The sequence below is a fragment of the Nocardia sp. BSTN01 genome (assembly GCF_015354405.1).
GTDB lineage: Bacteria > Actinomycetota > Actinomycetes > Mycobacteriales > Mycobacteriaceae > Nocardia.
Genome location: NZ_JADKYP010000001.1, coordinates 175,969 through 197,903, shown reverse-complemented (window position 1 = coordinate 197,903; position 21,935 = coordinate 175,969). Strand labels below are relative to the sequence as shown.

Genomic DNA, 21,935 nt, shown 5'->3' with positions numbered 1-21,935 from the left:
TATCGGGGACATTCCGGTCACCTCACTCATCCCCGGCGCCCTTCCGCTCGTACTGCCAGGACCGCGGCCACCACCAGCAGCACCGCGATCCAGATCGCGGCCACGCCGAGTTCGGAGGTGTACTCCCCCGCGGCCAGTCCGCGCAGCGCGTCGGTGATCTGGGAGACCGGTTGATTGCGCACGTACGGCTGGATCCAGCCCGGGAAGCCGTGGACCGGAACGAATCCGGTGGAGGTCATCACCAGCAGCAGCTGAGGGCCGAACAAGACGGTGCCGCTGAGTTCGCTGTTGCGGGTGATGGTGCCGAGCGCATCGGTGGCGATCACCAGGGTGGCGCCGAAAGCCAGGACCACCAGCACGAAGACCAGCGCGGAATCCGCGCTGTGGAACCGGAAACCGAAGGCCGTGCCGATGACCAGCGCCCCCGCGAAGGCGGCGACGGCCCGCACCAGATTCGCCGACATCCGCGCGGTCACCGGAACCCAGGGCGGCACCGGCATCGCCCGCAACCGCGTGGCCATACCGCCGACGACCTCTCGTGCCGCCCGGTCACCGGCGAACATGGACGTGAAGAACATGGCGAAGACCGCGATCAGCGGAAGCAGGTACTGGGCGTAGTCGATACCGCCGGCTTCCATGGAATGCCGCAGCGGCACATAGAAGCAGACGAAGAACACCACGGGCGCCGCGAAGGCCAGCACGAGATCGCCTTCGCGCAGGGCGCTGCGAATCATGCGCCCGCTCAGCGCGGACCACTGCAGACCGGCCGGAACCCGGAACAGTTCCGGCGTTTCGGTGGTCGCCGCGGTCATGCCGATACCTCTTCGGCCGGTTTGGTCAGCTGGATGAAGACCTCGTCGAGGGAGGGCCGGCGCAGCGCGATGTCGATCAATTCGATTCCGGCGGTGTTGATTCGGTCGAGCGCCTCCGACAGCGTCACCGCGCCGCCGGGCGCAGGCACCGACACCCGGTCCTGCGATTCGGCGATGGTGACCTCGCCCAGGTTCGCCAACGCGGCGGCCACGGCCGGCACATCCGCGGCGTCGACCGGAACGACCTCGCAGTAACTGTCGCCGGAGCGGGCCTTGAGCTGATCGGCGGTGCCCTCGGCGATCACGGTGCCCTTGTCGACGACGATGATGTTGTCGCTCAACGCATCCGCCTCCTCGAGGTACTGGGTGGTGAGCAGGATCGTCACGCCCTGTTCCTTGAGCGAGCGCACCAGCGCCCACAGGCTCTGGCGGCTGACGGGATCCAGGCCCGTGGTGGGTTCGTCGAGGAATACGACGCGGGGCGGGCGTACCAACCCGCAGGCGATGTCGATGCGCCGGCGCATACCGCCGGAGTACTGGCCGACCCGTCGTTGCGCCGCCTCGGTGAGCGCGAACTGTTCCAGCAGTTCGTCGGCGCGCTGCGCGGCGGCCTTGCGCCGCATACCCATCAGCCGGGCGAAGAGCACCAGATTCTCCCGGCCGGTGAGCATTTCGTCGAGCGCCGCGTACTGCCCGGTCAGCATGATCGACGACCGCACCTGCGCGGCCTGGGTGACCACGTCGAAGCCGGCCACCCGCGCCCGGCCGGCATCGGGCCGGATCAGCGTCGACAGCACCGACACCGTGGTGGTCTTACCCGCGCCGTTGGGTCCGAGCACGCCCAGCACACTGCCCGCGGGGGCAGTGAAGCTGATACCTCTCAGCGCACGCACCGCGCCGAAGGTCTTCTCCACACCGTCGACGACGATCGCGTCGTCCGTATCCGCCGGACCACCCATTGAATTCGACACCATGCTCTCCGTCCGAGCGCCCACCCAATTACTTTGGTAAGGCTAACTTGATCATTCGATGAACTCCACCGCTTCGGCATCAGCCGAGCAGCGCCACCACCTCATCGAGGGAGGCGCCGCCGAGGATGGCGGTGACGGGGAGATCCCGCCGCAACTCGGCCTCGACCCGCTTGCGGAGATCGAGCGCCTGCAGCGAATCCAGGCCCAATGCCACCAGCGGAACCGAGCCGTCGACGGCTTCATCGGGCTCCAGCCCCATCACCACGCGCAGCGCATCGCGCACGGAGTCGGCGACATCGCGTGGCACGGCCGCAACGTCTGCGGCGGGCACCGGTTCGGCGGCGGGCTCGGCGACCGGCGGCGCAGGTTCCGGCTCGTCTTCCGGTAGTTCGGCGAACAGCGGCGCGAAACCGAAGACCGAGAACAGGTCCCGGATCCTTCCCCACTGCGCGGCGGCGACCAGCACGTTGGCCGCGCGCGGCGCGAAACCGGCGGCGACCGCCACCGCCGGGTCCATCGGCAACAGCCCGGTGCCGCTGATGCGGGCCAGCGCTTCGGCGTGGTCGGCACCGACCGCCCGCCACAACCCCCACTGCACCGACGAGCATCGGATGCCCTCGGCCCGGTAGTGCGCGGCCTGCGCGTCCAGCATCCGGTTGACCGCCGAGTAGACCATGTGCCCGCGCCCGCCCAGCGTGGCCGACAGCGATGAGCACACCACGATGCGGCCGTCGTCGGTGCGCGGGACGAGGCGCGTGAGATTGTGCAGCACAACTGATTTCGCGGCCGCCGCCGCGCGGATGGTGGACGGGTCCGGATCGGCGGCCACCGCCTCGTAGTCCACGGCGGCGTGCACGATCAGGGTCGCCGGACTCGCGGCGTATTCCGCCGCCAGGGCGCCGAGCGCCTCCGCGTCACCGGCGTCGCACCGCCGCACGACGACCTCGGTGTCGTATCGGGCTCCGATCTCGGCGATGCGCGCCCCGGCGGCGGCCGTTCCGCCGGATCTGCTGATCAGCGTGATCCGGCCCGCGCCCGCGGCGGCGAACTGCGCACAGAAGTCCAGCCCCAGTTTGCCGGTGCCACCGACGATCACGACCTCGCGCAATTCCTCCGCGCGCCACGGGGCATCGCCCGCGGTGTCGTCGAGGATCAGCCGTTTGGCGTAGAAGCCGCCATTGCGCACGGCCAGTTCGGGTTCCGCCGCGATGTGGATCGCACCGAGCAGCGCCTTGGCGGCCGCGGTGGCGTCGACCCCGGCGCCCAGATCAGCATGCCGGAAGGCGATGCCCACGTGTTCAGCTGCCAGACAACGGAATCCGGCCTGCACCGCGGCATGGAACGGATCCGGCAGATCGGATTCGACGACCTGTTCGCCGCCGCTGGTCACCAGCCAGATATCGCCGATGCCGTCCAGGTCGTCCAACCACGCTCGGGCGCCGAGGAATTCGGCGACGTCGTGTACGGGCCCGTCCGCCGACGACGGCGGGACCAGCACCACCACGGTGTCCGGCCTGATGCCGGACCCCGGCTCGACGATCGTGGCGCCCTGGCGCGGGGCGGCCGCGCGGACGGCCGCCGCGAGGTCTTCGTTCGCGCCGGCCGGATCGATCACCGCGAAGGTCCGCGGCGGCACCATCGTTCGCCGCTGCAACCGGGTCCAGGTTTCCACCACTCGCTGCGGGGCGACCGTCGAGTCGTCGGAATCGCTGTCGGCGAGCGGCTTGTGCGCGGCGCGTGCGTAATCGAACGGCGCCCACAGCGATTTGGCGCTCATCTGCGTATTGGGGAAGTCGAGCAGTGGCAGTGCGGGCACACCACCGTCTCCGGGTTCGCGCAGCGCCTCCCATCGATAATTCGCGTCGTGCACCGCGACCGTCGCCAGATTGCGGGTGAATTCCCGCAGATCCTCGGCGGTGCGGCGCGAGGTGCCCAGCGCCTGGAATTCCCGCTGCCCGGGGATTTCGCTCAGGTTCTCCTGAATCGCGAGCATCAGCGTGGGATGTTCGGAGATCTCGACGAAGGTGGTCGCGCCGGCGGCGGCGGCCTTCTTGACGGCCAGGTCGAATCGCACGCGGTTGCGCAGATTCAGGTACCAGTAGTCCACGATCGACAGTCCGGAGTGCAGCCGGTCGCCGAAGGTTGCTCCGAAACACTCGATATCGGCGTCGAGGAACGCCGCATTGTCCATCTCCGAACTCACCGTGCCGGACAGCGGTTCACGCGCGGTGGCCACGAAGGAGGTGTGCGCGGGATATTGCACCCGGATCTCTTTCGCGAATTTCCCTGCGGCATTGAGATTTTCGACGATATCGACCACGGCGGTGCGTTCACCGGAGATCGCGATGATATGCCGGGAATTGATCACCGACAGTTCGACGAAATCGGCCTGCCGGGCGATCAGGTCTTCGCATTCGTCCCGGTCGACGCCGAGTACTGCCATCGAGTAACCGGTCAGTTCCATGCTGTCGACGATCTGCGCCCGGGTGGTGACGATCCGAACCGCGTCCCGGAGGGTCTGGGCCCCGCTCACATAGGCGGCGGCGATCTCCCCCTGCGAATGCCCCACCGTCACCCCGGGGGCGACCCCGGCGGCCTGCCACATCGCGGCCACACCGACCATCTGCATGAACAGTGCCGGTTGCACGGTCAGCGCCTTGTCGTCGGCCTGCTGGTCGGCCTCGAGCAGATAGGCGCGCGGCGACCAGCCGTAGAGATCGTGAAAGACCTTGTCGCACTCGTCGACTGCGTCGCGGTAGGCCGATGAGTGCTCGTAGAGCATCGCCCCCATGCCGGGGCGCTGGCTGCCCTGACCGGGAAAGACGTACGCCACGCGCTGCGCGGTCGCGGCGCGCCCCGAGCGCACCACCGCCGGATGCGCCCGGCCCTCGGCCACGGCACGCAGCGCGGCGATCACATCGGTCTGCGCATCCGCCATGACCAGGGCGCGGTGACGGCGCGGCGATCGGGTGCGAAACAGCATGTCGGCCACGCGATCCGGCGTCACCTCGGGATGGCGGGTGAGGTAGTCCGCGATCGCGGCCGCCTCCGATCCCAGCAGATCCGGGTTGTCGCTGGACAGCAGGATCGCAACGCTGCCGTCGGGCAGGCGGTAGCTAGACATGACTCTCCTCTTCGGCCGGAACGGCCAGCAGCGCATGGGCATTCGTGCCCGAGACGCCGAACGACGACACCGCCGCGTAGCGCACACCGTCGTGCGGCTGCCAGTCCTCGAGTTTCGCGGCCAGCCGCAAGCCGGTCGCGTCCCAATCCACCTTGCCGGTCGGATCGTCGGCGAAGCGGGTCGGCGCGATCTGTCCGTGCAGACCGCTGAGCAGCACCTTGATCAGGCCGAGCATGCCCGCCGCCGCCTGGGCGTGGCCCAGATTCGATTTCACCGAGCCCAGGCGCGCGGACCCCGATCCGTAGACGCGGTCCAGCGCCTCGAGTTCCAGCGGATCTCCGACCGCGGTCGCGGTGCCGTGTCCTTCGATCATGCCGACGACCTCGGGCGAAATACCGGCTGCGGCCACGGTCGCGCGGATCAGCCGCTCCTGCGCGCGGCTGCTCGGCACGGCGATCGGAGCCCCCGCGCCGTTGTGATTGACCCGGGTGGCGAGCACCCGGGCGTAGATCCGGCGGCCGGCCGCACGGGCCCGCGATTCGCGTTCGAGTACCAGAACGCCCGCGCCCTCACCCCACAGCGTGCCGTCGGCAGCATCGGCATACGGTTTGCACTGCCCGTCCGCGGCCAGCGCGTTGTTCTTGGAGAATTCGAAGAACGCGGCGGGCGAACCCATCACGCACACCGCTCCGGCCAGCGCCCAGTCACATTCCCCGGCGCGGATCGCCGCCGCCGCCATGTGCACCGCCGACAGGGACGAGGCACACGCGGTGTCGACCACGATCGACGGGCCGCCGAGACCGAGGCAGTTGGAGATCCGTCCCGCCACCGCCCCGAGCGCGGCGCCGGCCGCGCGGTAGCCGGAGTAGTCGTTGACCTCGGCGCCGTGTGGCCCGTATTCGGTCGGTGAGGCGCCCATATAGCAGCCCACCTCGTCACCGTCGACGGCCGCGGGATCGATGCCGGCGTTCTCCAGCGCCCGCCAGGCCACCCGCAGCGCCACCCGCTGCTGCGGATCCATCGCGACGGCCTCGCGCGGGGTGATGCCGAAGAACGTCGGATCGAATTCCGCTGCGCGATCGAGGAATCCGCCGGCGTCGCAGACGGGCGCCCAGCCTTCGTGGCGCGACAGGTTCAGCAGTTCGGCGAGCGGCCAGCCGCGGTCGCGCGGGAACGGCCCGGTCAGATCGCGCGCCTGCGACAGCGCCGCCCAGTACTGTCCGGGCGTCTCGATACCGCCGGGCGCCTCGACGGCGAAGCCGCTGACGACGATCGGATCCGCGTCGCTCATGATGTGGTCTCCATTTCCGCGACCAGCAGTTCCGCGATGCCCTCGACGTGGTCGTGCAGGTAGAAGTGGCCACCGTCGAACATCGCCACCCGCAGGTGCGATTCGGTGTGTTGCTGCCAGCCGTAGAGGTCGCCCATGGTGACGTAGTCGTCGTCGCTGCCGCCCATCGCCTGGACGGGGGCCTGCACGCGCACGTCCGGCGGACAGGAATAGCGGTCGAAGGCGGCGTAGTCGGCCTTCAGCGCCGGAAGCGCCATCCGCATCAGCTCACGATTGCCGAGCAGATCGGAGCCGGTGCCCTCCAGTCCGGCCATATGGTCGAGCAACTGTTCGTCCTCGGTGGGATGGCCGGGCATCTCGGCGACCCGTCCCGGGGGCACGGCACCCGAGACCGCGAGCAATCGCACCGGAACTCCTTCGGATTCGGCGATGCGCACGAATTCGAAGGCCACGATCGACCCCATGCTGTGGCCCAGCACCGTGATCGGCTCGTCGCGATTCCATGGGGAGAGCGCGAATTCGTCGAAGGCGCCCTCGGCGATCTCGGGCAGCGTCTGTAGCGCGGCCTCGCGAGCGCGGTCCTGGCGGCCGGGGTACTGCAGCACACCGACATCGAAATGGTCGCGCAACTGCTTCGAGAAGGGCCGGTAGGTCGATGCGCCGCCGCCCGCGTGCGGGCAGATGATCAGCGGTGCGCTCGCGCCGCGCGGTGCGTGGAACTGCCGGATCCAACCGGGTGCTGCTGCCATGCTCGTCTGACTCCTCATGTCTGTCACTGCCACATCCGCCGCATCACCAGCAGGCCCTGATCCTCGTCGTCGATCACGGTGGTGTCGGCGACGGCGCGGTCGGGCTGTTCGGCGATGGCGCGCAACGTATTCCGGAAGGCGGTCTCGACGATGCGGGCATCGTCGGCTTCGAAGCTGTCCTCGGCGTAGAACACCACGGCCTGCACGCCGTCGCCGGGCAGCAGGGAATTCGCCGGGAAGATCATCAGCAGCAGGGCGTTGTCGGTGGCGCCGCCGCCCTCGAACGACACCAGTTCCAAACCGCCCTCGCGCACCGAGGTTTCCAGCTCCTCGCGCCCCGGCGGATAGGACTGGAAGACGAACATGCTGTCGAACAGCTTGCGCGCCGCCGGCCCGGATCGTCCGGCCGCCCGCATCGCCGAGGTGAGCCGGTATTGGTGATACTCCATGAGTTCCACACGGTGGCGCTGCATCTCGGCGAGATGGTCGCGCCAGGTGCGGTCGCCGGCCAGGTCGATCGCGACCGGGATGGTGTTGGCGAAACAGCCGACGGCGTGGTCGACGCCGTCGAGATCGGCGGGCCGGCCCGACACCACCTCACCGAATACCGTCGCCTGCTCGCCGGTGACGTACCGCAGTGCGTTGGCCCAGGCGAGCTGGCAGACCAGGCTGAAGGTGGTGCCCTGCTCCGCGGCCAGTTCGGTGGCGCGCGCGACCGTGTCGTCGTCGAGGACGAATGGACGCCCCTCCGGCACACCGCCACTGTCGGGCGTGCGGGCCGGGGCGACGAGGCACGGCCGCACATCCTCGAGATAGCTCTGCCAGGCCGCCTCGGTGGCCTGCTCGCGATCCCGGGTGAGGCGCAGGAAGCGCGCGAAGGTTTCCGGATCGCCGAGCGGCTGCCCGCCGCGACCGGCGTATTCGGCGAAGATCTCGCGCGGCAGCAGCTGGCCCGACCAGCCGTCGGTGAGCAGATGGTGCGAGGTCAGTACCACCATGTGGTGGTCGTCGGGAAGATGCACCACCGTCACCCGCAGGAGCGGTCCGTGCGTGAGGTCGAAATGTTCGGCCTGGTCGGCGCGGAAGAACTCCTGCAACCGCTGCTGCGCGTCGGGCAGGTCCGCGAAGTCGATCTCGCGCACCGGAATCCGCATGTGGTCGGCGACCACCGCGTACGGCTGTCCGGCATGGGACACCGACATCGACACGCGCAGATTGGGATAGCGGTTCAGGACGGTGTCGAAGGACGCGGCGAGCAGCGGCAGGTCGAGTGCGCCGCGCACCCGGATCAGCGTCTGCACGTTGTAGACGTCGTTGCCCGCGGAGCCGAGTGCGGTCAGGTATAAACCGGCCTGCAAGGGCGCCAGCGGATAGATGTCCACGCAGCCGCGATACAGCGACTGCCAGCGATCCAGGTCCAGCTGGGTCACCTCGTCGGCGACCACGTCGCTGGGTGTGAGGCGGCGAATCGGGTTGTCGCGCACCGTCTTCACGAGCTCACCGAGGCCCTCGGTCCACAGCTGTGCCAGTTCGCCGGCTTCGTCGTCGGACAGCGGTCCCGCCGGGAAGCGGAAGGAGGCATGCAACCGCACGCTGTCGCCGTCGGCCAGTGCCACGGTGTTGATGTCCAGCAGGGCGGGAGCCGGCATGGCCGGATCCGCATGACCGCCCATATAGCCGAATTCCGGTGCGGCATCCCAGGTTCGGACCGATTCGCGGTCGGCGGCGCCGGACACGGCGAAGCGGCCCATGTAGTTGAAGCTCACCTGGGGTGAGGGTGAACCCGCCAGCTCGGCGCGGGTTTCGGGGTTGAGCCGGCTGAGCAGTCCCCAGCCGATTCCCGATTCGGGCACCGCGAGCAGTTGCTCCTTGACCGCTTTCACCGCGGATTCGACCTGCTCGCCCGCATCCGGGATATGCAGTGACACCGGATAGGTGGTGGTGAACCAGCCGACGGTGTTGGCCAGATCGACTCCGCTGAACAGGGTTTCGACCCGGCCGTGCCGTTCCATCGTCACCGCGACGGCCTCCGCGTCCCGATCGCGACGGCGGCGGAAGCGATGGATCGCCACGGCCAGCGAGGCGACCTGGATGTCGAGGAAGTCGCAGCCGAAAGCCGTGGTGGCCGTGCTCATCAGGAACGCGGTGTCGTCCGCGTCGAGGGTGGCGGTGACCTCGCGGACGGTCGCGACGGTGTCGACGGCCGGGTCCAGGGCGCGGCTGCCGAGCAGCGGATCCACCGCCTCGGCGGCCGTGCGCCAGTACGGCAGCGTCGCGAGGACGGCGGCGCTGTTCGCCACGTGCACCAGGCTGGTGTTCCAGGCCTTGACCGAGGTCCCCGGCTGCGGTTCGACCGTCGCGGCAGCGACGCCCCACAGGCCGCGCAGATCGTCGTGCAGAACCCGCCAGGACACACCGTCGACCACCAGGTGGTGGACGACCAGCAGCAGCCGCCCCTGCGTTCCGTCGGCGGAGTGCACCCAAGCGGCGGCGAGCATGCGGCCCGCGGCGGGGTCCAGCCGCGCGCTCAACTCGGCCAGCTGCTCGTTCAGGCGCGCACCCGCGGTGCGGTCCCAGCTCTCGTCGCCGATCACGATCTCCGCGACGGTAAGCGCGGGGGTCGGCTCATCCGGTTCCGGCACGTAATAGGCCGTGGCACCCTGCGGATCGGTGCCGAGGCGGGCACGCAGCATCGGATGGCGGGCGGCCAGCGCCGAGACCACCTCGGCGATCTGGTCACGAGTGCTGTGTGCGGGGGCCACGACCGCGGTGGCCTGGGTGTAGGCGTGGTAGTCGTCGGATTGTTCGGTGAGCAGGGCCGCGATGGGGCTGAGCGGGATCCAGCCGGCCGGGCTCTCCGCCTCGATCAGGGCCGGGCCGCTGCTCTCGACGATCGGCTGGCACGCCGCGGCGATGCGGGCGATCGTGCGCGCGTCGAACAGCGCGCTGGTGGTGATCAGCAATCCGTACTTCTTCAACGCCGACGCCATCCGGATCGCGCTGATGGAATCGCCGCCGAGGGCCAGGAAATCGTCGTCGGCGGCCAACGCGGTGGTATCGCCGAGGTGCAGCACCGCGCGCACCACCTCCGCGACCGCGGCTTCTGCGCCCGCACGCAGTTCCCGGCCGTGGCCGGTGCTGCCGCCGAGATCCGGCTGCGGCAGTGCCCGGCGGTCGAGTTTGCCGTTGGCGGTCAGCGGCAGTGCCGCCAGTTTCACCAGTGCCGTGGGGATCATGTATTCCGGCAGGCGTTGTGCCAGTGCGGCTTTGATGCGCTCGGTGTTCTCGGCGTCGCCGCCGGTGGCGAATTCCGAATTCGCTTCGGGCACATAGTAGGCCACCAGTGCCAGGTCGTGGCTCTGCGCACCCTGCGGCACGGTGATCGCCACGGCGGAGGCGATTCCGGGTACGCGGCGCAGCACGGTGCCGATCTCACCGAGTTCGATGCGATGCCCGCGCACCTTGACCTGATCGTCGACCCGCCCCAGATATTCCATGCGGCCGTGGGAATTCCAGCGCACGATATCGCCGGTGCGATACATCCGGGCACCGGGCTCACCGGCGAACGGGCACGCCACGAAGGCTCCGGCGGTCAGATCGGGGCGCCGGTGGTAGCCCTGCGCGAGCTGCACGCCACCGAGGTAGAGCTCACCGATCACGCCGGGCGGGACCTGCCGCAACCGCTCGTCCAGCACGTAGACCGACGAATTCCATTCGGGCAGGCCGATGAGCGCCGGTTCGAGCGCAGTGCCGGCGGCAGCTTCGGTGTTCGTTCGTCCGGCGAAGTCCTCGTGCATGAGGTCCATCGAGCCCTCGGTGGGGCCGTAGAGGCCGAGGACCGTGCCGCCGAAGAACCGGCTCGATTCCTCGACCAGCGCCGGGGGTACCGCCTCGCCACCCAGGTAGACGTAACGCATGGACTGCAGCCGAGCCGGGTCCGGTCCGGCGTCGATGAAGGCGCGAACCACACTGGGCACCAACGAGATCTGTGTGATGCGATGCCGGTGGATGATCCCGGCGAGCGCCTCCACATCGGCCTGCCACCACTGCGGCGGCGGCAGCACCGTCGCCGATCCGGTGCACAGCGCGTTCACCAGTTCGAAGACCGAGACGTCGAAGCCGATCGGCGCCTTCTGCAGGATGCGCTCCTCGCCGAAGCCGAGATAGTCGCGCATCCACTGCACATGGTTGGCGATGCCGCGGTGGTGGATCACGACACCTTTGGGGCGGCCGGTGGTGCCGGAGGTGTAGAGCAGATAGGCGGGATCGAGCGGATGCAGGGGTCGCGGCAGTGCGGTCGGCGACAGCTCCGAGCCGTCGAGTGCGGACAGGCGTTCGTTCACCTGCTGGTCGGTGAGATCGATTGTGGTAACGCGGGTTTCGACGCTCAGCGCCTTGTCCGCTGATGTCAGCAGCAACGCCGGTTCGGCATCGCCGAGCATGTACTCGATGCGGTCGATCGGGTAGCTGGGGTCGATCGGGAAATACACCGCGCCGACGCGCAGCACCGCAGCGAAAGCGATCGGCAGCCGTTCACTGCGTTCGGCGTAGACACCGACGCGATCGCCGGGCCGCACCCCGTCTTCCAGCAGCAGTCGCGCGAGCCGGTTCACCCGGGTATCGAATTCGCGGTAGCTCAGTTCGATATCGCCGAACACCACGGCCGTGCGGTCCGGGTAGGTGCGCGCGGAGGCGCGGATCATCGCGTCGGCGGTCTCCGCCTCGATCGGTACCGCGGCGCCGTGCGACCACTGCGCCAGCGCCGCGCGATCGGTCGCCGACAGCGTGGCCAGCTCCGATACCCGCCGGTCGGCGGCCGCGGCGGCGAGCACCAGGTCGATGTACTCGTGCAGGCGATCGATCGTAACGGCGTCGAAAAGGTCGGTGCGATAGGTGATCTGGACGTCGGTCCGATCACCGTGCATGAATGTCTCCACCACCAGCGGCAGCAGGGCGGCGCCGTTGTCCATCAGCTCCCAGCTGGTGGTGACGCCCGGCAGCTGGGGACCGTCGATCTTCTGGTGCAGGAACAGCACCATCGTGTCGAACAGGTTCGAGCCGACGTTGCCGGTCGCGGCGTTCACCGCGCGGACGATGCCTTCCTGCGGGAAATGCTTGTGCCCGAACGCGTCGGTGATCACGCCGCGCACCTGTTCGACCAGGTCGGCGAAGCGCTGATCGTCACGGCCGGCGATGTGTAGCGGGAGCATATTGCTGAGATTGCCGATCAGCAGCTCCATCCCGGACTCTTCGCGGTTGGCCACGGTGGTGCCGATGACCATGTCGCCGCGCCCGGTCATCTCGCGCAGCGCGACGTAGTAGGCGGCGAGGAATACCGAGAACGGGGTGGTGCGCAGCTCGGCGGTGAGGCGGCGCAGCGCGGTGTCGGCGGCCGCGCTCAGCGGGCGATCACGGCGGGCACCGCGCTCGGTGGCCGCCACGGGGCGGCGATCGTAGGGCAATTGCAGCTCCGGAAGTTCCCCGTCGAAGCGGCTCTGCCAGAAACGGATATCCTCGGCATGGTCGTCGGCGGCGAACCGGTCGGCCTCCCATTCGGCGAAATCGGCGACCTGCAACCGCAGCGGCTCCACCGTGACCGGGCCGGTCAGTGCCTGCCGATAGAAGGTCTCCACATCCCGGGAGAGGGCGGGCAGCGTCATCCCGTCCCACGCGATGTGCTGAATCACCACCACCGCGACCAGTTCGGTGGCGGACATCCGGACGAAGGTCACGCGCAACGAGGATTCCGCGGTCAGATCGAAGCTTTCGCGGGCCGCGGCCTCGGTCAGCTCGCGCAGCCGCCGCCGGGCCTGCTCCGCGGCGAGACCGGACAGGTCCTCCTCCACCAGCCGGGGCGGCAGGTCGGCGTGGATCCGCTGATAGGGCTCACCGTCCTCATCGGTGTGATAGGTGGTGCGCAGCACCTCGTGCCGCTCGACGAGCGCGGCGAAGGCCGCACGCAGTGCCCCCACATCGATCGGCTCGGCGTCCACCGCGCTCTCGAAGGTCAGCGCCAGGCACAGGTTGTAGGCGGAGCTGCCGGGCGAAATCTGCTGATGCGCCCACACGTAACGCTGCCCGAACGACAACGGCGCCCGCTGCGGATTCCGGCGTGCCGGCACGGCCGCGGCGGTGGCCAAACCTTCCTCGGCGAGCCGAGCCGCCATCGCTACCTGCAGGTCTTCCAGCGAACGCATCTGACGAACCAATCTGTCTACAACGAAAACTCGGGTGCCCGGTGCTGCGGTCAGTTCCCCGCCGGGGCGAGTGCCGAATCCGGCTGGGGCACGGGCACTTCGGCCAGTTCCAGCAGGATCCGCGACACCTGCGCCAAGCGGCCGGGGGTGGTCTCGTCGGCCTGCAGTTGTGCGGCGATGCGGCGCACGGTCCGTCCGCCGAAGACCGCGGTGACACCGAATTTCTCTACCGCGAGCAGTCCGCGCACCTTGGCGGTGAACGTGGTGGCCAGGATCGAGTTGCCGCCGATCTCGAAGAAATCGGTGTCCACACCGACGGTCTCGACACCGAGGATCTGCGCCGCGATATAGGCCAGCGCCGCCTCGATCTCGTTCGCGGGCGCCACCGCGGCCGCGCCGGCATCGGGGGCGCCGGCCTCGACCAGCCGCCGGATCGCGGCCCGGTCCAGTTTCCCGTTGGGAGTCAGCGGGATCTCGGTCACGATCTCGATCAGGTCCGGGATCATGTGGGCGGGAAGCAGATCCCGCAGCGCTACCCGCAACTCGTCGGCGGTGACACTGCCGGCCCGCACCGCGGCGGCCAACCGGCCGGAACCTGTCACCAGTGCGACGGCCTGCTGAACGGACGGCAGTGTGGTCAGCGCGGTCTCGACCTCACCGAGTTCCACGCGGTAGCCGCGAATCTTGACCTGATGGTCGGCACGACCGAGGAAGTCGACGGTGCCGTCGGGCAGATACCGGGCCAGGTCGCCGGTGCGGTACCAGCGCAGGCCGCCGTATTCGACGAAGCGCTGGGCGGTGCGTTCCGGGTCGCCGCGGTAGCCGTCGGCCACACTCGTTCCGCCGATCCACAATTCGCCGACGACCCAGTCCGGGCAGTCCTCGCCGCGCTCGTTCACCACCCGCATCGCCACATTCGCCAGCGGCGTGCCGTAGGGCACGGTGGCGCGGTCGGCCGGGAAGTCGTCGGTCACTTCGCAGACGGTCGAATGGATCGCGGCCTCGGTGGCACCGCCGAGACCGGCGAAACGCAGGTCGGGCACCGCGGCGCGCAGGCGATGCGCGAGTTCGGCGTCGACCCGGTCACCGCCGGTGACGACCACCCGCAGTGTGCGCAAGGCCGCCGCGTCGGCGGAGTCCAGCAGCATCCCGATCAAGCCGGGCGCGCAATTGAGCACGCTCACTTCGTCTTCGGCGATCAGCCGGGCCCACGCCTGGGCGTCCCGCTCGATCTCGGCGTCCACGCACACCAGCGCACCGCCCAGCGCGAGCGGAGCGAAGATGTCGAAAACCGACAGATCGAATTCCAGCGACGACAGGCCCAGCAGCCGAACGCTCGCGTCCAGGCCGAAATAGGCGCCGAGGGCGTCGATGGTGTTGGCGGCGGCGCGATGGCTGACCTCCACGCCCTTGGGCTCACCGGTGGATCCGGACGTGAACAGCACGTAGGCGACGGCGTCCGGATCGCTGGCGTAGGCGCGCTCGAGGCGGCGGCCGGCCAGCGCGGTGGTCAAGTCGATGGCGGTGACGTCGGCCGGCAGCTCGAGCGCCGCATCGGTGAGCGCGACCCGGGCACCGGCGCGCGCCAGAATGCGGTCGCGCCGCGCCGGCGGCTGACCGGTGCCGATCGGCACGTAGGCCGCTCCCGCGGCCAGCACACCGAGGACGGCGGGAATCTGCCGGTGGCCCTTGGGAATCACCACCGCGACGGTATCTCCCGGCCGCACGCCGGCATCGGTGAGCGCGGCGGCGACCGCGAGCGCCTGATCGGCCAGATCGCCGTAGTCGCAGGCACCGCCGCGCCAGCGCAGGGCCTCGGGCTCCGGCTTGCGGCGGGCGCGGTCGAAGAAGTCACCGTGCAGGGTGCGGGCCTGCCAGTCGGTGAAGGTGTCGTTCACCCGCTCGCGTACCGCACGCTGCTGCGCCGGCAGCTCGATCGACAGCGGTGCGTTCCAGTCCGCATCCGGCTCGGCGAGGGCCAGCAGCAGGCGGCGGAATTCGGCGAACATCGCCGTGACCACGCCCTCGGGCATGGCGTCGCGGCGCACGTCCCAATTGACCAGCAGACCGCCGCCCAGTTCGGCGACCTGCGCGTCGAGATCGACCTGCGGGCCCTGCGACAGGATCCACACCGGCTCGCCGAACAGGGTGGTGACCCGCTCGGAGAAGAGCTCGCCCAGGTCCAGGCCGGACGTGAAGACCACCGACGGCGTCACCGGACCGCCGCGCAGGCGGCCGAGATCGCGCAGCACATCCAGGCCCTCGTACCCGGAATGCACGGCGCAGGTGTGCAATTCGCGTTGCAGGCGCTTGGCGCGGGCGACCATCGATTCCGGCGCGTGGGCGTCGACGTCGACCAGGACCGAATTGGTGAAGTCGCCGACCACGCGGTCGATATCGTCGTGCAGCGGCTCCCGGTCGAACAGCGGGACGTTCAGCAGGAAGCGCTGCCGCGCGGACCAGCGTGCGATGGCCTCGGCGAACACCGTGGCCAGCGCCACCGCGGGGGTGACACCGTGGCTGTGGGCGAGCTTGTCGAATCCGGCTTTGGCCTCGGGTTCGAACCAGTGGTGCAGCCGGATGCTGCGGCTCGGGTCGGCGCGCTCGTCCTCGGCCAGTACCGGCAACGACGGGATATCGGGCAAGTCGGCGAGTCGCTGCTCCCACCAGGCCTGGGCGGCCGAATTGTCCGGCGCGTGGCGCGCTCTGGCGTCGAGATATTCGCGGAAGGTGTAGCCGACGGTATCGGCCGGATCGGCGTCGCTGTCGTAGAGCGCGGCCAGATCGTCGAGAATTCGCCGGTAGCTCAACGCATCTCCGGCGAGCATGTCCACGTCGACGTGCACGCGGTGGGCGCCGCCGGGCAGCAGGGTGAGGGTGATGTCGATGACCTGACCGGCCTCGACATCCATCCGCTGATGACTCTTGTCCTGGCGCAGCCGTTCCAGTTCGGTGTCCGGGTCGGCGGCCGCGCGCAGATCCTCGACCGAGAACACCGGGAGCAGCGGCTCGGGCAGCACGCGCTGCGTGCCGGCGTCGGTGAACTGCACGCGTAGCTGGGGATGGCGCCGGACCAGGCGTTCGACCGCACGGCCCATGCGCTCGGCGTCCAGGCCGCGGCCGTCGAATTCGACGTAGAGGTGGGCGGCGACACCGCCGAGCCGCTGGTCCTGGCGGCGGCCCACCCAGTAGGCGTGCTGCATGGTGGCGAGCGGGAATTCCTCGCCGTCGGCGAACACGGCACCGGCTTCGGCGGTGGCGGCGGCGGGCGCGGGTTCGGGAGTGGCGCCGAGCAATTCGGCCCATGCGGAGATCGTGGGCGCCAGCGCGAGTTCGGAACTGCGGACCTCGTGGCCCTGTTTGCGCCAGCGACCGGCGAGACGCATGAGCTTCATCGAATGCATGCCCAGGCCGACCAGATCGTCGTCGTATCCGATCGATTCGGGTCGGATCCCCAGCTCCGCCGCCACGATGTCACGAACGTCAGCCTTGCCGAGCATCAGACAAACTCCTCACCGGCCGGAAATCGGGCCTCACCACCTACTTCAAAGGCTAGGCTTGCCTAACCTCAAAGCATAGTAGCCCACACACCCCCGACTGCCGTAGGGATGTGGTTTGGCTAACCTAACTCCGCTACTCTAGCCGCATGGGCAAAGGGTTCAATGGCATCGTGCTGAAGGCGCTCGGCGCCGACGACTACCGGTTCACGGTGACCTCGACGCGACAGATCAGCGACAGATACTTGCGCATCGGCTTCACGGGCGGCGGCCTGCTGGCCGAGCACCCGGTCCACCCCACCCAATGGGTACGGATCTGGTTCGCCGAGGACAGCGGCAATCTCGTCCAGCGGGGCTACACCCTGGTCGACCCGAATCCTGAAGCCGACACCTTCGATATCGAATTCGCCCTGCACGGTGGACCTGCCTCGCGCTGGGCCGAGAAAGCCGCGGTCGGCGATGTCATCGACGCCACGGTTATGGGCTCGAAATTCGCTGTGCCCGAACCGGTCCCGTCCGAGTTTCTGATCTTCGGCGACAGCGCCTCCCTGCCCGCCGTCAACTCGCTGCTGGACGCCATCGGTGAGACGCCGGCCCGGGTCTGGCTGGAATGGCAGGAGGAGTCCGAACAGTCGCTGCCGGTGCGGACCGGACCCAAGACCGAGGTGACGTGGGTGCAGCGAGTGAACTACGGCCAGTTGCTGCGGCAGGCGGCCGACTCGGTGACCTGCTCCCCCGACGCGTTCGGCTGGGCCGCCTGCGATGCCGCCACCACACGCGCGATCACCAAATCGCTGAAAGCCAAACTGCCGAAACACAATATCGCCACCCGCGGCTACTGGCGGTGAGCGCCAGCAGTGGCCACCTGCCCATCCGGCCCGCCATCGACCACCGGCTGCAGCGAGACGGCATCCGCAACGTCAGGCCGCGGCGGTGAGCGAGATATCGAGCTGCATGCCGACCGCAGTGGCCAACCGCTCGAGCATGTCCAGTGTCGGGATCCGGCCGCCGCCCTCGATCCGGGCGATCGTCGGCTGAGTAGTACCCATGCGACGCGCCAGCTCCGTCTGCGTCAGACCGGCCGCCGTGCGGGCGTCATAGAACAGCTCCGCGAGTCGCAGTGCCAAACCGGCGTGTTCGTAGGCAGCGTCGTATTCGGCACGCTGCTCAGGGGTCATCCGCGCCAGCCGCTGGGCATGAACCTTTTGATAGTTCACAGTGTTCATCGTTCACCCTCTTCGCTCCCGCGATAACGCTTCAGCGCACGGCGTGCGCGCAGCACTTCGCGAGCCTCATTCTGCCGCTGTTTCCGGAAGGTGGTCAGAGTGATCACCTTCCTACCCTCATCGAATGTGTAGGTGATGCGACGGTTGACGCTCTCCAACGCAAACCGCAGTTCGTACAACTTCTGCCCGAGATACTTCGCATGTGGCATACGCAGCATCGGGCCCTCGGCAGCGAGCAGATCGAGTTTACGACTCGCAGCGGCATAGTCCGATTCATTCAGAGAAACGAGCCACTGGGCCACTTCGTCCGACAACTCGATCTGCCACATCAGCAGACTATATCACCACAGGAATATTCCCCAAAGGCATATGACCTGGCCGAGGTCCTGTTCGGCGAATTTGGCACTGCTACACGGCTTCGCCACGAGCGGAACGAAGGCTAGGCCGACACCAGATGCCAGCCGGTCGCGCGGGACCGCTCGGACCAGAACGCGGCATAGCGGCCGCCGAGTTCGAGGAGTTCGGCGTGCGTACCGCGTTCGACGATGCGGCCCGCCTCCACGAACAGAATCTGATCGGCGTGGGCGATGGTGTCGAGCCGATGCGCCACCACGACAACGGTTTTGTCCCGCGTCAGTTCGTGAATGCCGCGCACCACCGCCGCCTCGCTGTGCGGGTCGAGGGCGCTGGTCGCCTCGTCGAGCAGCACGATCGGCGCGTCCTTGAGCAGCGCGCGGGCGATCGACACCCGTTGGCGCTCACCGCCGGACAGCGCCGCGCCGCCCTCGCCCACCGCCGAATCCCAGCCGTCGGGCAGCCGGTCGACGATCTCGTCCACCTTGGCGATCTCCGCGGCTCGACGCACCTGCTCGTCGGTCGCGTCCGGATTCCCGATGCGGATGTTGTCGGAGATGGTCTCGTCGAACAGGTAGACGTCCTGGAAGACCAGCGACACCTGGCGCAGCAGGGTTTCCGAGGGCTGCCGGCGCACATCGTGGCCGCCGACGGTGATGCTGCCGGAGCCGACGTCGTAGAACCGGGAGGCCAGCTTGAGCAGGGTGGTCTTACCGCCGCCGGACGGGCCCACGATCGCCGTGGTGGTGCCGCTCGGCACGGTGAACGAGACGCCGTCGACGACCTTTTCACCCTCGCGGTAACCGAATTCGACAGTATCGAAGACGATCTCGGGCGCACCGGGGGTCACCGGTTCGGTGGCCTCGGCCAGATCGTGCTCGGACAGGAAGTCCGTGATCCGGTCGGCGGCGTCGCCGGCGCTGCGGATCGCGGTGCTCAGCTGGGCGGCGCGGTTGATCGGTTCGATGAATCGGGAGGTCACCGCGATCAGCGCGATCGTGGCCGGAATGGAGAGGTCGCCGCCGGTCCCGCGGGCCACCACCACCGACACCACGATCAGGAAGACGATCTGCACGCACAGTGCGAACACCATCAGCCCCGGCACACTGGCCACGATCATGCGCTTGGACGCGGCCTCCTGCTCGCGCAGGGCCCGGGTGAGCGCCCGGTTGCCGGCGCCCACCGCGCCGAATGCCCGCAGTACGGGCTGCGCCTGCGCGAACTCCACGACCCGCGAATTGGCTTCTGCCGCAGCGGCATCGAGCCTGCGGTCGGCGCGGGTGTAACTGTTGTTGGCCCAGCTGCTGACCAGCAGCAGCACCGGCAGGCTGACCAGCATGACCAGCGCGATCCGCCAGTCGATGAAGGCGACCCCGATCGCGACGCCCACCGGAACCAGGACCGCGGTCAGTACGGGTGCGAGCAGATAGTTGACGACGCTGAGGATTTCGCGCACGCCGCCGACCACCATGCGGGAGAGGGATCCGGCGTTGGCGGTGGCGAACCAGCCCAGCGGCAGCGTGCTCAGGTGGTCGCCCAGCCGGGTCTGCACGCCGCGCAGCATGCCCACCCCGATCCGCAGACCCACCAGCAACTGCTGATACGAGCACACCGAGGCGACGACCACGGCGAGCGCCAGCCAGGCGGTCCAGCGCCAAGCCCGCCCGACATCACCGTCGAACAGCGCCTGCAGCACCGGAATCAGCAGCAGATAGGCCGCGATCTGGCCCAGCGCGCCCGCGCCGATGAGGGCCAGATGGCGCGGCACGTAGCGGCGCAGTTCCGGCGGAATGAGGGCGAAGATCTTCCTGATCACCGCAGTTCTCCTTCGGAGTCACAACCGCCCAGCACGCCCACCGACGCCTGATTCTGTTCCCAGAGGCGCTGATAGAGCCCGCCGGCCACCGACAGCGTGGCGTGGTCACCCGTTTCGGCGAGTTCGCCGTTGTCCAGCACCAGAATTCGGTCGACGCCCGTAATGGTGTGCAGCCGATGCGCGATCACCAGCACCGTGCGCCCGGCGACCAGGACGGCGAGCGCGTCCTGGACCGCGGCCTCGGATTCGGGGTCGGCGAAGGCCGTGGCCTCGTCGAGCACCAGCACCGGGGTATCGGCCAGCAGGGTGCGGGCGATCGACAGGCGCTGCGCCTCACCACCGGACAGCACCGCGTCGACACCGATTTCGGAGTCGTAGCCGTGCGGCAGTTCGAGAATCCGATCGTGGATCTGGGCGGCGCGTGCGGCTCGCTCGACGGCGGCCGCATCCGCGTCGGGCCGGGCCAGCGCGATGTTGTCGCGGATCGTGCCGCGAATCATCCGCACGTCCTGCAGGACGAATCCCACGGTGCGATAGAGCTGCGCGGTGGAATACTCGCGGACATCCTTGCCGCCGATCGTGATCCGGCCCGCGGTCACGTCGTAGAAGCGCGGCAGCAGCCGGGCTACGGTCGACTTGCCGGAACCGCTCGGGCCGACCAGGGCGGTGATGGACCCGGGCGCGAGTTCGAAGTCGACCTCGCGCAGGACGGTCCGATCGGCGCGATAGCCGAAACTCACCTGTTCGAACCGCACCGCGAGTCCCGTGGCGGCAGCGTCACCGGCAGCGTCGGCAGCGTCGTCGCCGTCGGCCCGCACCTCGAGTTCGGGTGTCTGCTGCAACTGGTGCAGGCGCAACGCCGCGGCCCCGCCCTCGCGCAGCGCCTGTCCGCCGAAGCCGATGCCCAGCAGCGCGCTGCCCAGGCCGATGCCGAGCAGCAGGAACGGCAGGATGTCGACCGGATCGGTCCAACCCAGGTCGGCGAAGCCCACGCCGGCCACCACCACGACGAGCATGAGCAGCGCCGGGGTCAGCAGAATCTCGGCGGCCGACTGCAGTTTGGTCATCGGCGTCTTCCACGCGAGCAGGCTCTCGGCGGTGTTGTCGACCGCGCGCTGAAAGGTGCTGTGCGCCTTGCGGGCCCGGCCGAACGCCCGCACCACCTGGATGCCGTCGACGAATTCGATGATGGACTGTTCGATGGCGCGTTCGTTGGCGTCGAAGACGGCGAAGCGTTCCTGATGCGCCTTACCCATCATGGCCGCCAGGCCGCGGGTGTAGAGCACCAGCGGCACGAGCAGGATCAGCGTCAGCCGCCAGTCGACGGTGAACAGGTAGATCAGCGCCACCAGTTGCACCGTCACCGCACCGACGAATTCCAGTCGCGCGTGTGCGACCAGATAGTGCAGTGCCTCGACATCGTCCTGCAGGAACTTCTTCACCTCACCGGAACTGCGGTCGGTGAACCAGCCCAGCGGCACCCGGGTCAGCTTGGCCGCCAGCAGTTGTCGCAGGGTGAGCTGGAATTTCGCGTCGACCATGTGGGTCCAGACCAGCGCCGCGGCCTGCAGCAGTCCGCGCAGCACCAGCACCACGACCGCGGCGATCACCAGCGTCCACACCCGGTCCTTGTCGATCGGTGCGGACAGCAGTTCCCGGCAGGCCTCGACGATGAGGATGAACGGCACCACGGCGCAGATCGAGGAGGCCACGACGACCAGGCTCGCCAGCGACAGCGCGCCGTTCACCGGCGCGAGTACCTGTTTGCGGGCCAGGCCGTCGGCGCGGCGCTGCTGTTTGAGCGCGACCCGGTCGGGTTCAAGCGGTGCGTCGGGCGTGGTCGGCGGCACCTGCCGCGCCGCCTCCGGCTCGGCCGGATCCACGGTCTGAACCGTCAT

Annotated in this window: 12 protein-coding genes; 1 reads left to right on the top strand and 11 read right to left on the bottom strand. The window is 68.9% G+C overall.

What is annotated here, in order from left to right; all coding sequences use genetic code 11:
- Window positions 1–26: 26 nt before the first annotated feature.
- The 7 genes from IRT45_RS00770 to IRT45_RS00740 all read right to left on the bottom strand — a co-directional run bounded on the left by IRT45_RS00770 (window position 27) and on the right by IRT45_RS00740 (window position 16,644).
- Complete coding sequence (locus tag IRT45_RS00770; RefSeq protein ID WP_194803947.1) at window positions 27–812, bottom strand: ABC transporter permease; 786 nt, start codon at window positions 810–812, stop codon at window positions 27–29.
- The gene (locus IRT45_RS00765) at window positions 809–1,786 is read right to left on the bottom strand and encodes an ATP-binding cassette domain-containing protein (RefSeq protein ID WP_228533226.1); all 978 of its coding nucleotides are present in this window, start codon (window positions 1,784–1,786) and stop codon (window positions 809–811) included. Before IRT45_RS00765 ends, IRT45_RS00770 begins: the two co-directional genes overlap by 4 nt.
- Before the next feature lie 76 nt (window positions 1,787–1,862).
- Complete coding sequence (nbtC, locus tag IRT45_RS00760; protein WP_194803946.1) at window positions 1,863–4,907, bottom strand: nocobactin polyketide synthase NbtC; 3,045 nt, start codon at window positions 4,905–4,907, stop codon at window positions 1,863–1,865.
- Window positions 4,900–6,198 carry a polyketide synthase gene (locus tag IRT45_RS00755; protein WP_194803945.1) on the bottom strand — a complete coding sequence of 433 codons (1,299 nt, stop codon included), beginning with the start codon at window positions 6,196–6,198 and terminating at the stop codon, window positions 4,900–4,902. Before IRT45_RS00755 ends, nbtC begins: the two co-directional genes overlap by 8 nt.
- A complete protein-coding gene (locus tag IRT45_RS00750) occupies window positions 6,195–6,947 on the bottom strand; it encodes a thioesterase II family protein (RefSeq protein ID WP_194803944.1) in 753 nt (250 codons plus the stop codon). Before IRT45_RS00750 ends, IRT45_RS00755 begins: the two co-directional genes overlap by 4 nt.
- Window positions 6,948–6,970: 23 nt before the next feature.
- Window positions 6,971–13,144 (bottom strand): non-ribosomal peptide synthetase, encoded by a 6,174-nt coding sequence (locus IRT45_RS00745; RefSeq protein ID WP_194803943.1) that lies wholly within the window; start codon window positions 13,142–13,144, stop codon window positions 6,971–6,973.
- 50 nt (window positions 13,145–13,194) lie between these two features.
- Window positions 13,195–16,644, bottom strand: coding sequence for a non-ribosomal peptide synthetase (locus IRT45_RS00740; protein ID WP_194803942.1), 3,450 nt, complete (start codon window positions 16,642–16,644; stop codon window positions 13,195–13,197).
- A gap of 146 nt (window positions 16,645–16,790) precedes the next feature.
- Between IRT45_RS00740 and IRT45_RS00735 the strand changes: the two genes are divergently transcribed.
- Complete coding sequence (locus IRT45_RS00735; protein ID WP_194803941.1) at window positions 16,791–17,489, top strand: siderophore-interacting protein; 699 nt, start codon at window positions 16,791–16,793, stop codon at window positions 17,487–17,489.
- 72 nt (window positions 17,490–17,561) lie between these two features.
- On the opposite strand, the gene IRT45_RS00730 is transcribed toward IRT45_RS00735, so the two are convergent.
- From IRT45_RS00730 to IRT45_RS00715, 4 genes are all read right to left on the bottom strand, one after another.
- The gene (locus IRT45_RS00730; RefSeq protein ID WP_194803940.1) at window positions 17,562–17,867 is read right to left on the bottom strand and encodes a helix-turn-helix domain-containing protein; all 306 of its coding nucleotides are present in this window, start codon (window positions 17,865–17,867) and stop codon (window positions 17,562–17,564) included.
- Window positions 17,864–18,196, bottom strand: coding sequence for a type II toxin-antitoxin system RelE/ParE family toxin (locus IRT45_RS00725; protein ID WP_194803939.1), 333 nt, complete (start codon window positions 18,194–18,196; stop codon window positions 17,864–17,866). The genes IRT45_RS00730 and IRT45_RS00725 overlap by 4 nt, the downstream gene beginning before the upstream one ends.
- Before the next feature lie 110 nt (window positions 18,197–18,306).
- Window positions 18,307–20,037: an ABC transporter ATP-binding protein gene (locus IRT45_RS00720; protein ID WP_194803938.1), complete on the bottom strand. Its 1,731-nt coding sequence runs from the start codon at window positions 20,035–20,037 to the stop codon at window positions 18,307–18,309.
- Window positions 20,034–21,935 (bottom strand): ABC transporter ATP-binding protein, encoded by a 1,902-nt coding sequence (locus tag IRT45_RS00715; protein ID WP_194803937.1) that lies wholly within the window; start codon window positions 21,933–21,935, stop codon window positions 20,034–20,036. The genes IRT45_RS00720 and IRT45_RS00715 overlap by 4 nt, the downstream gene beginning before the upstream one ends.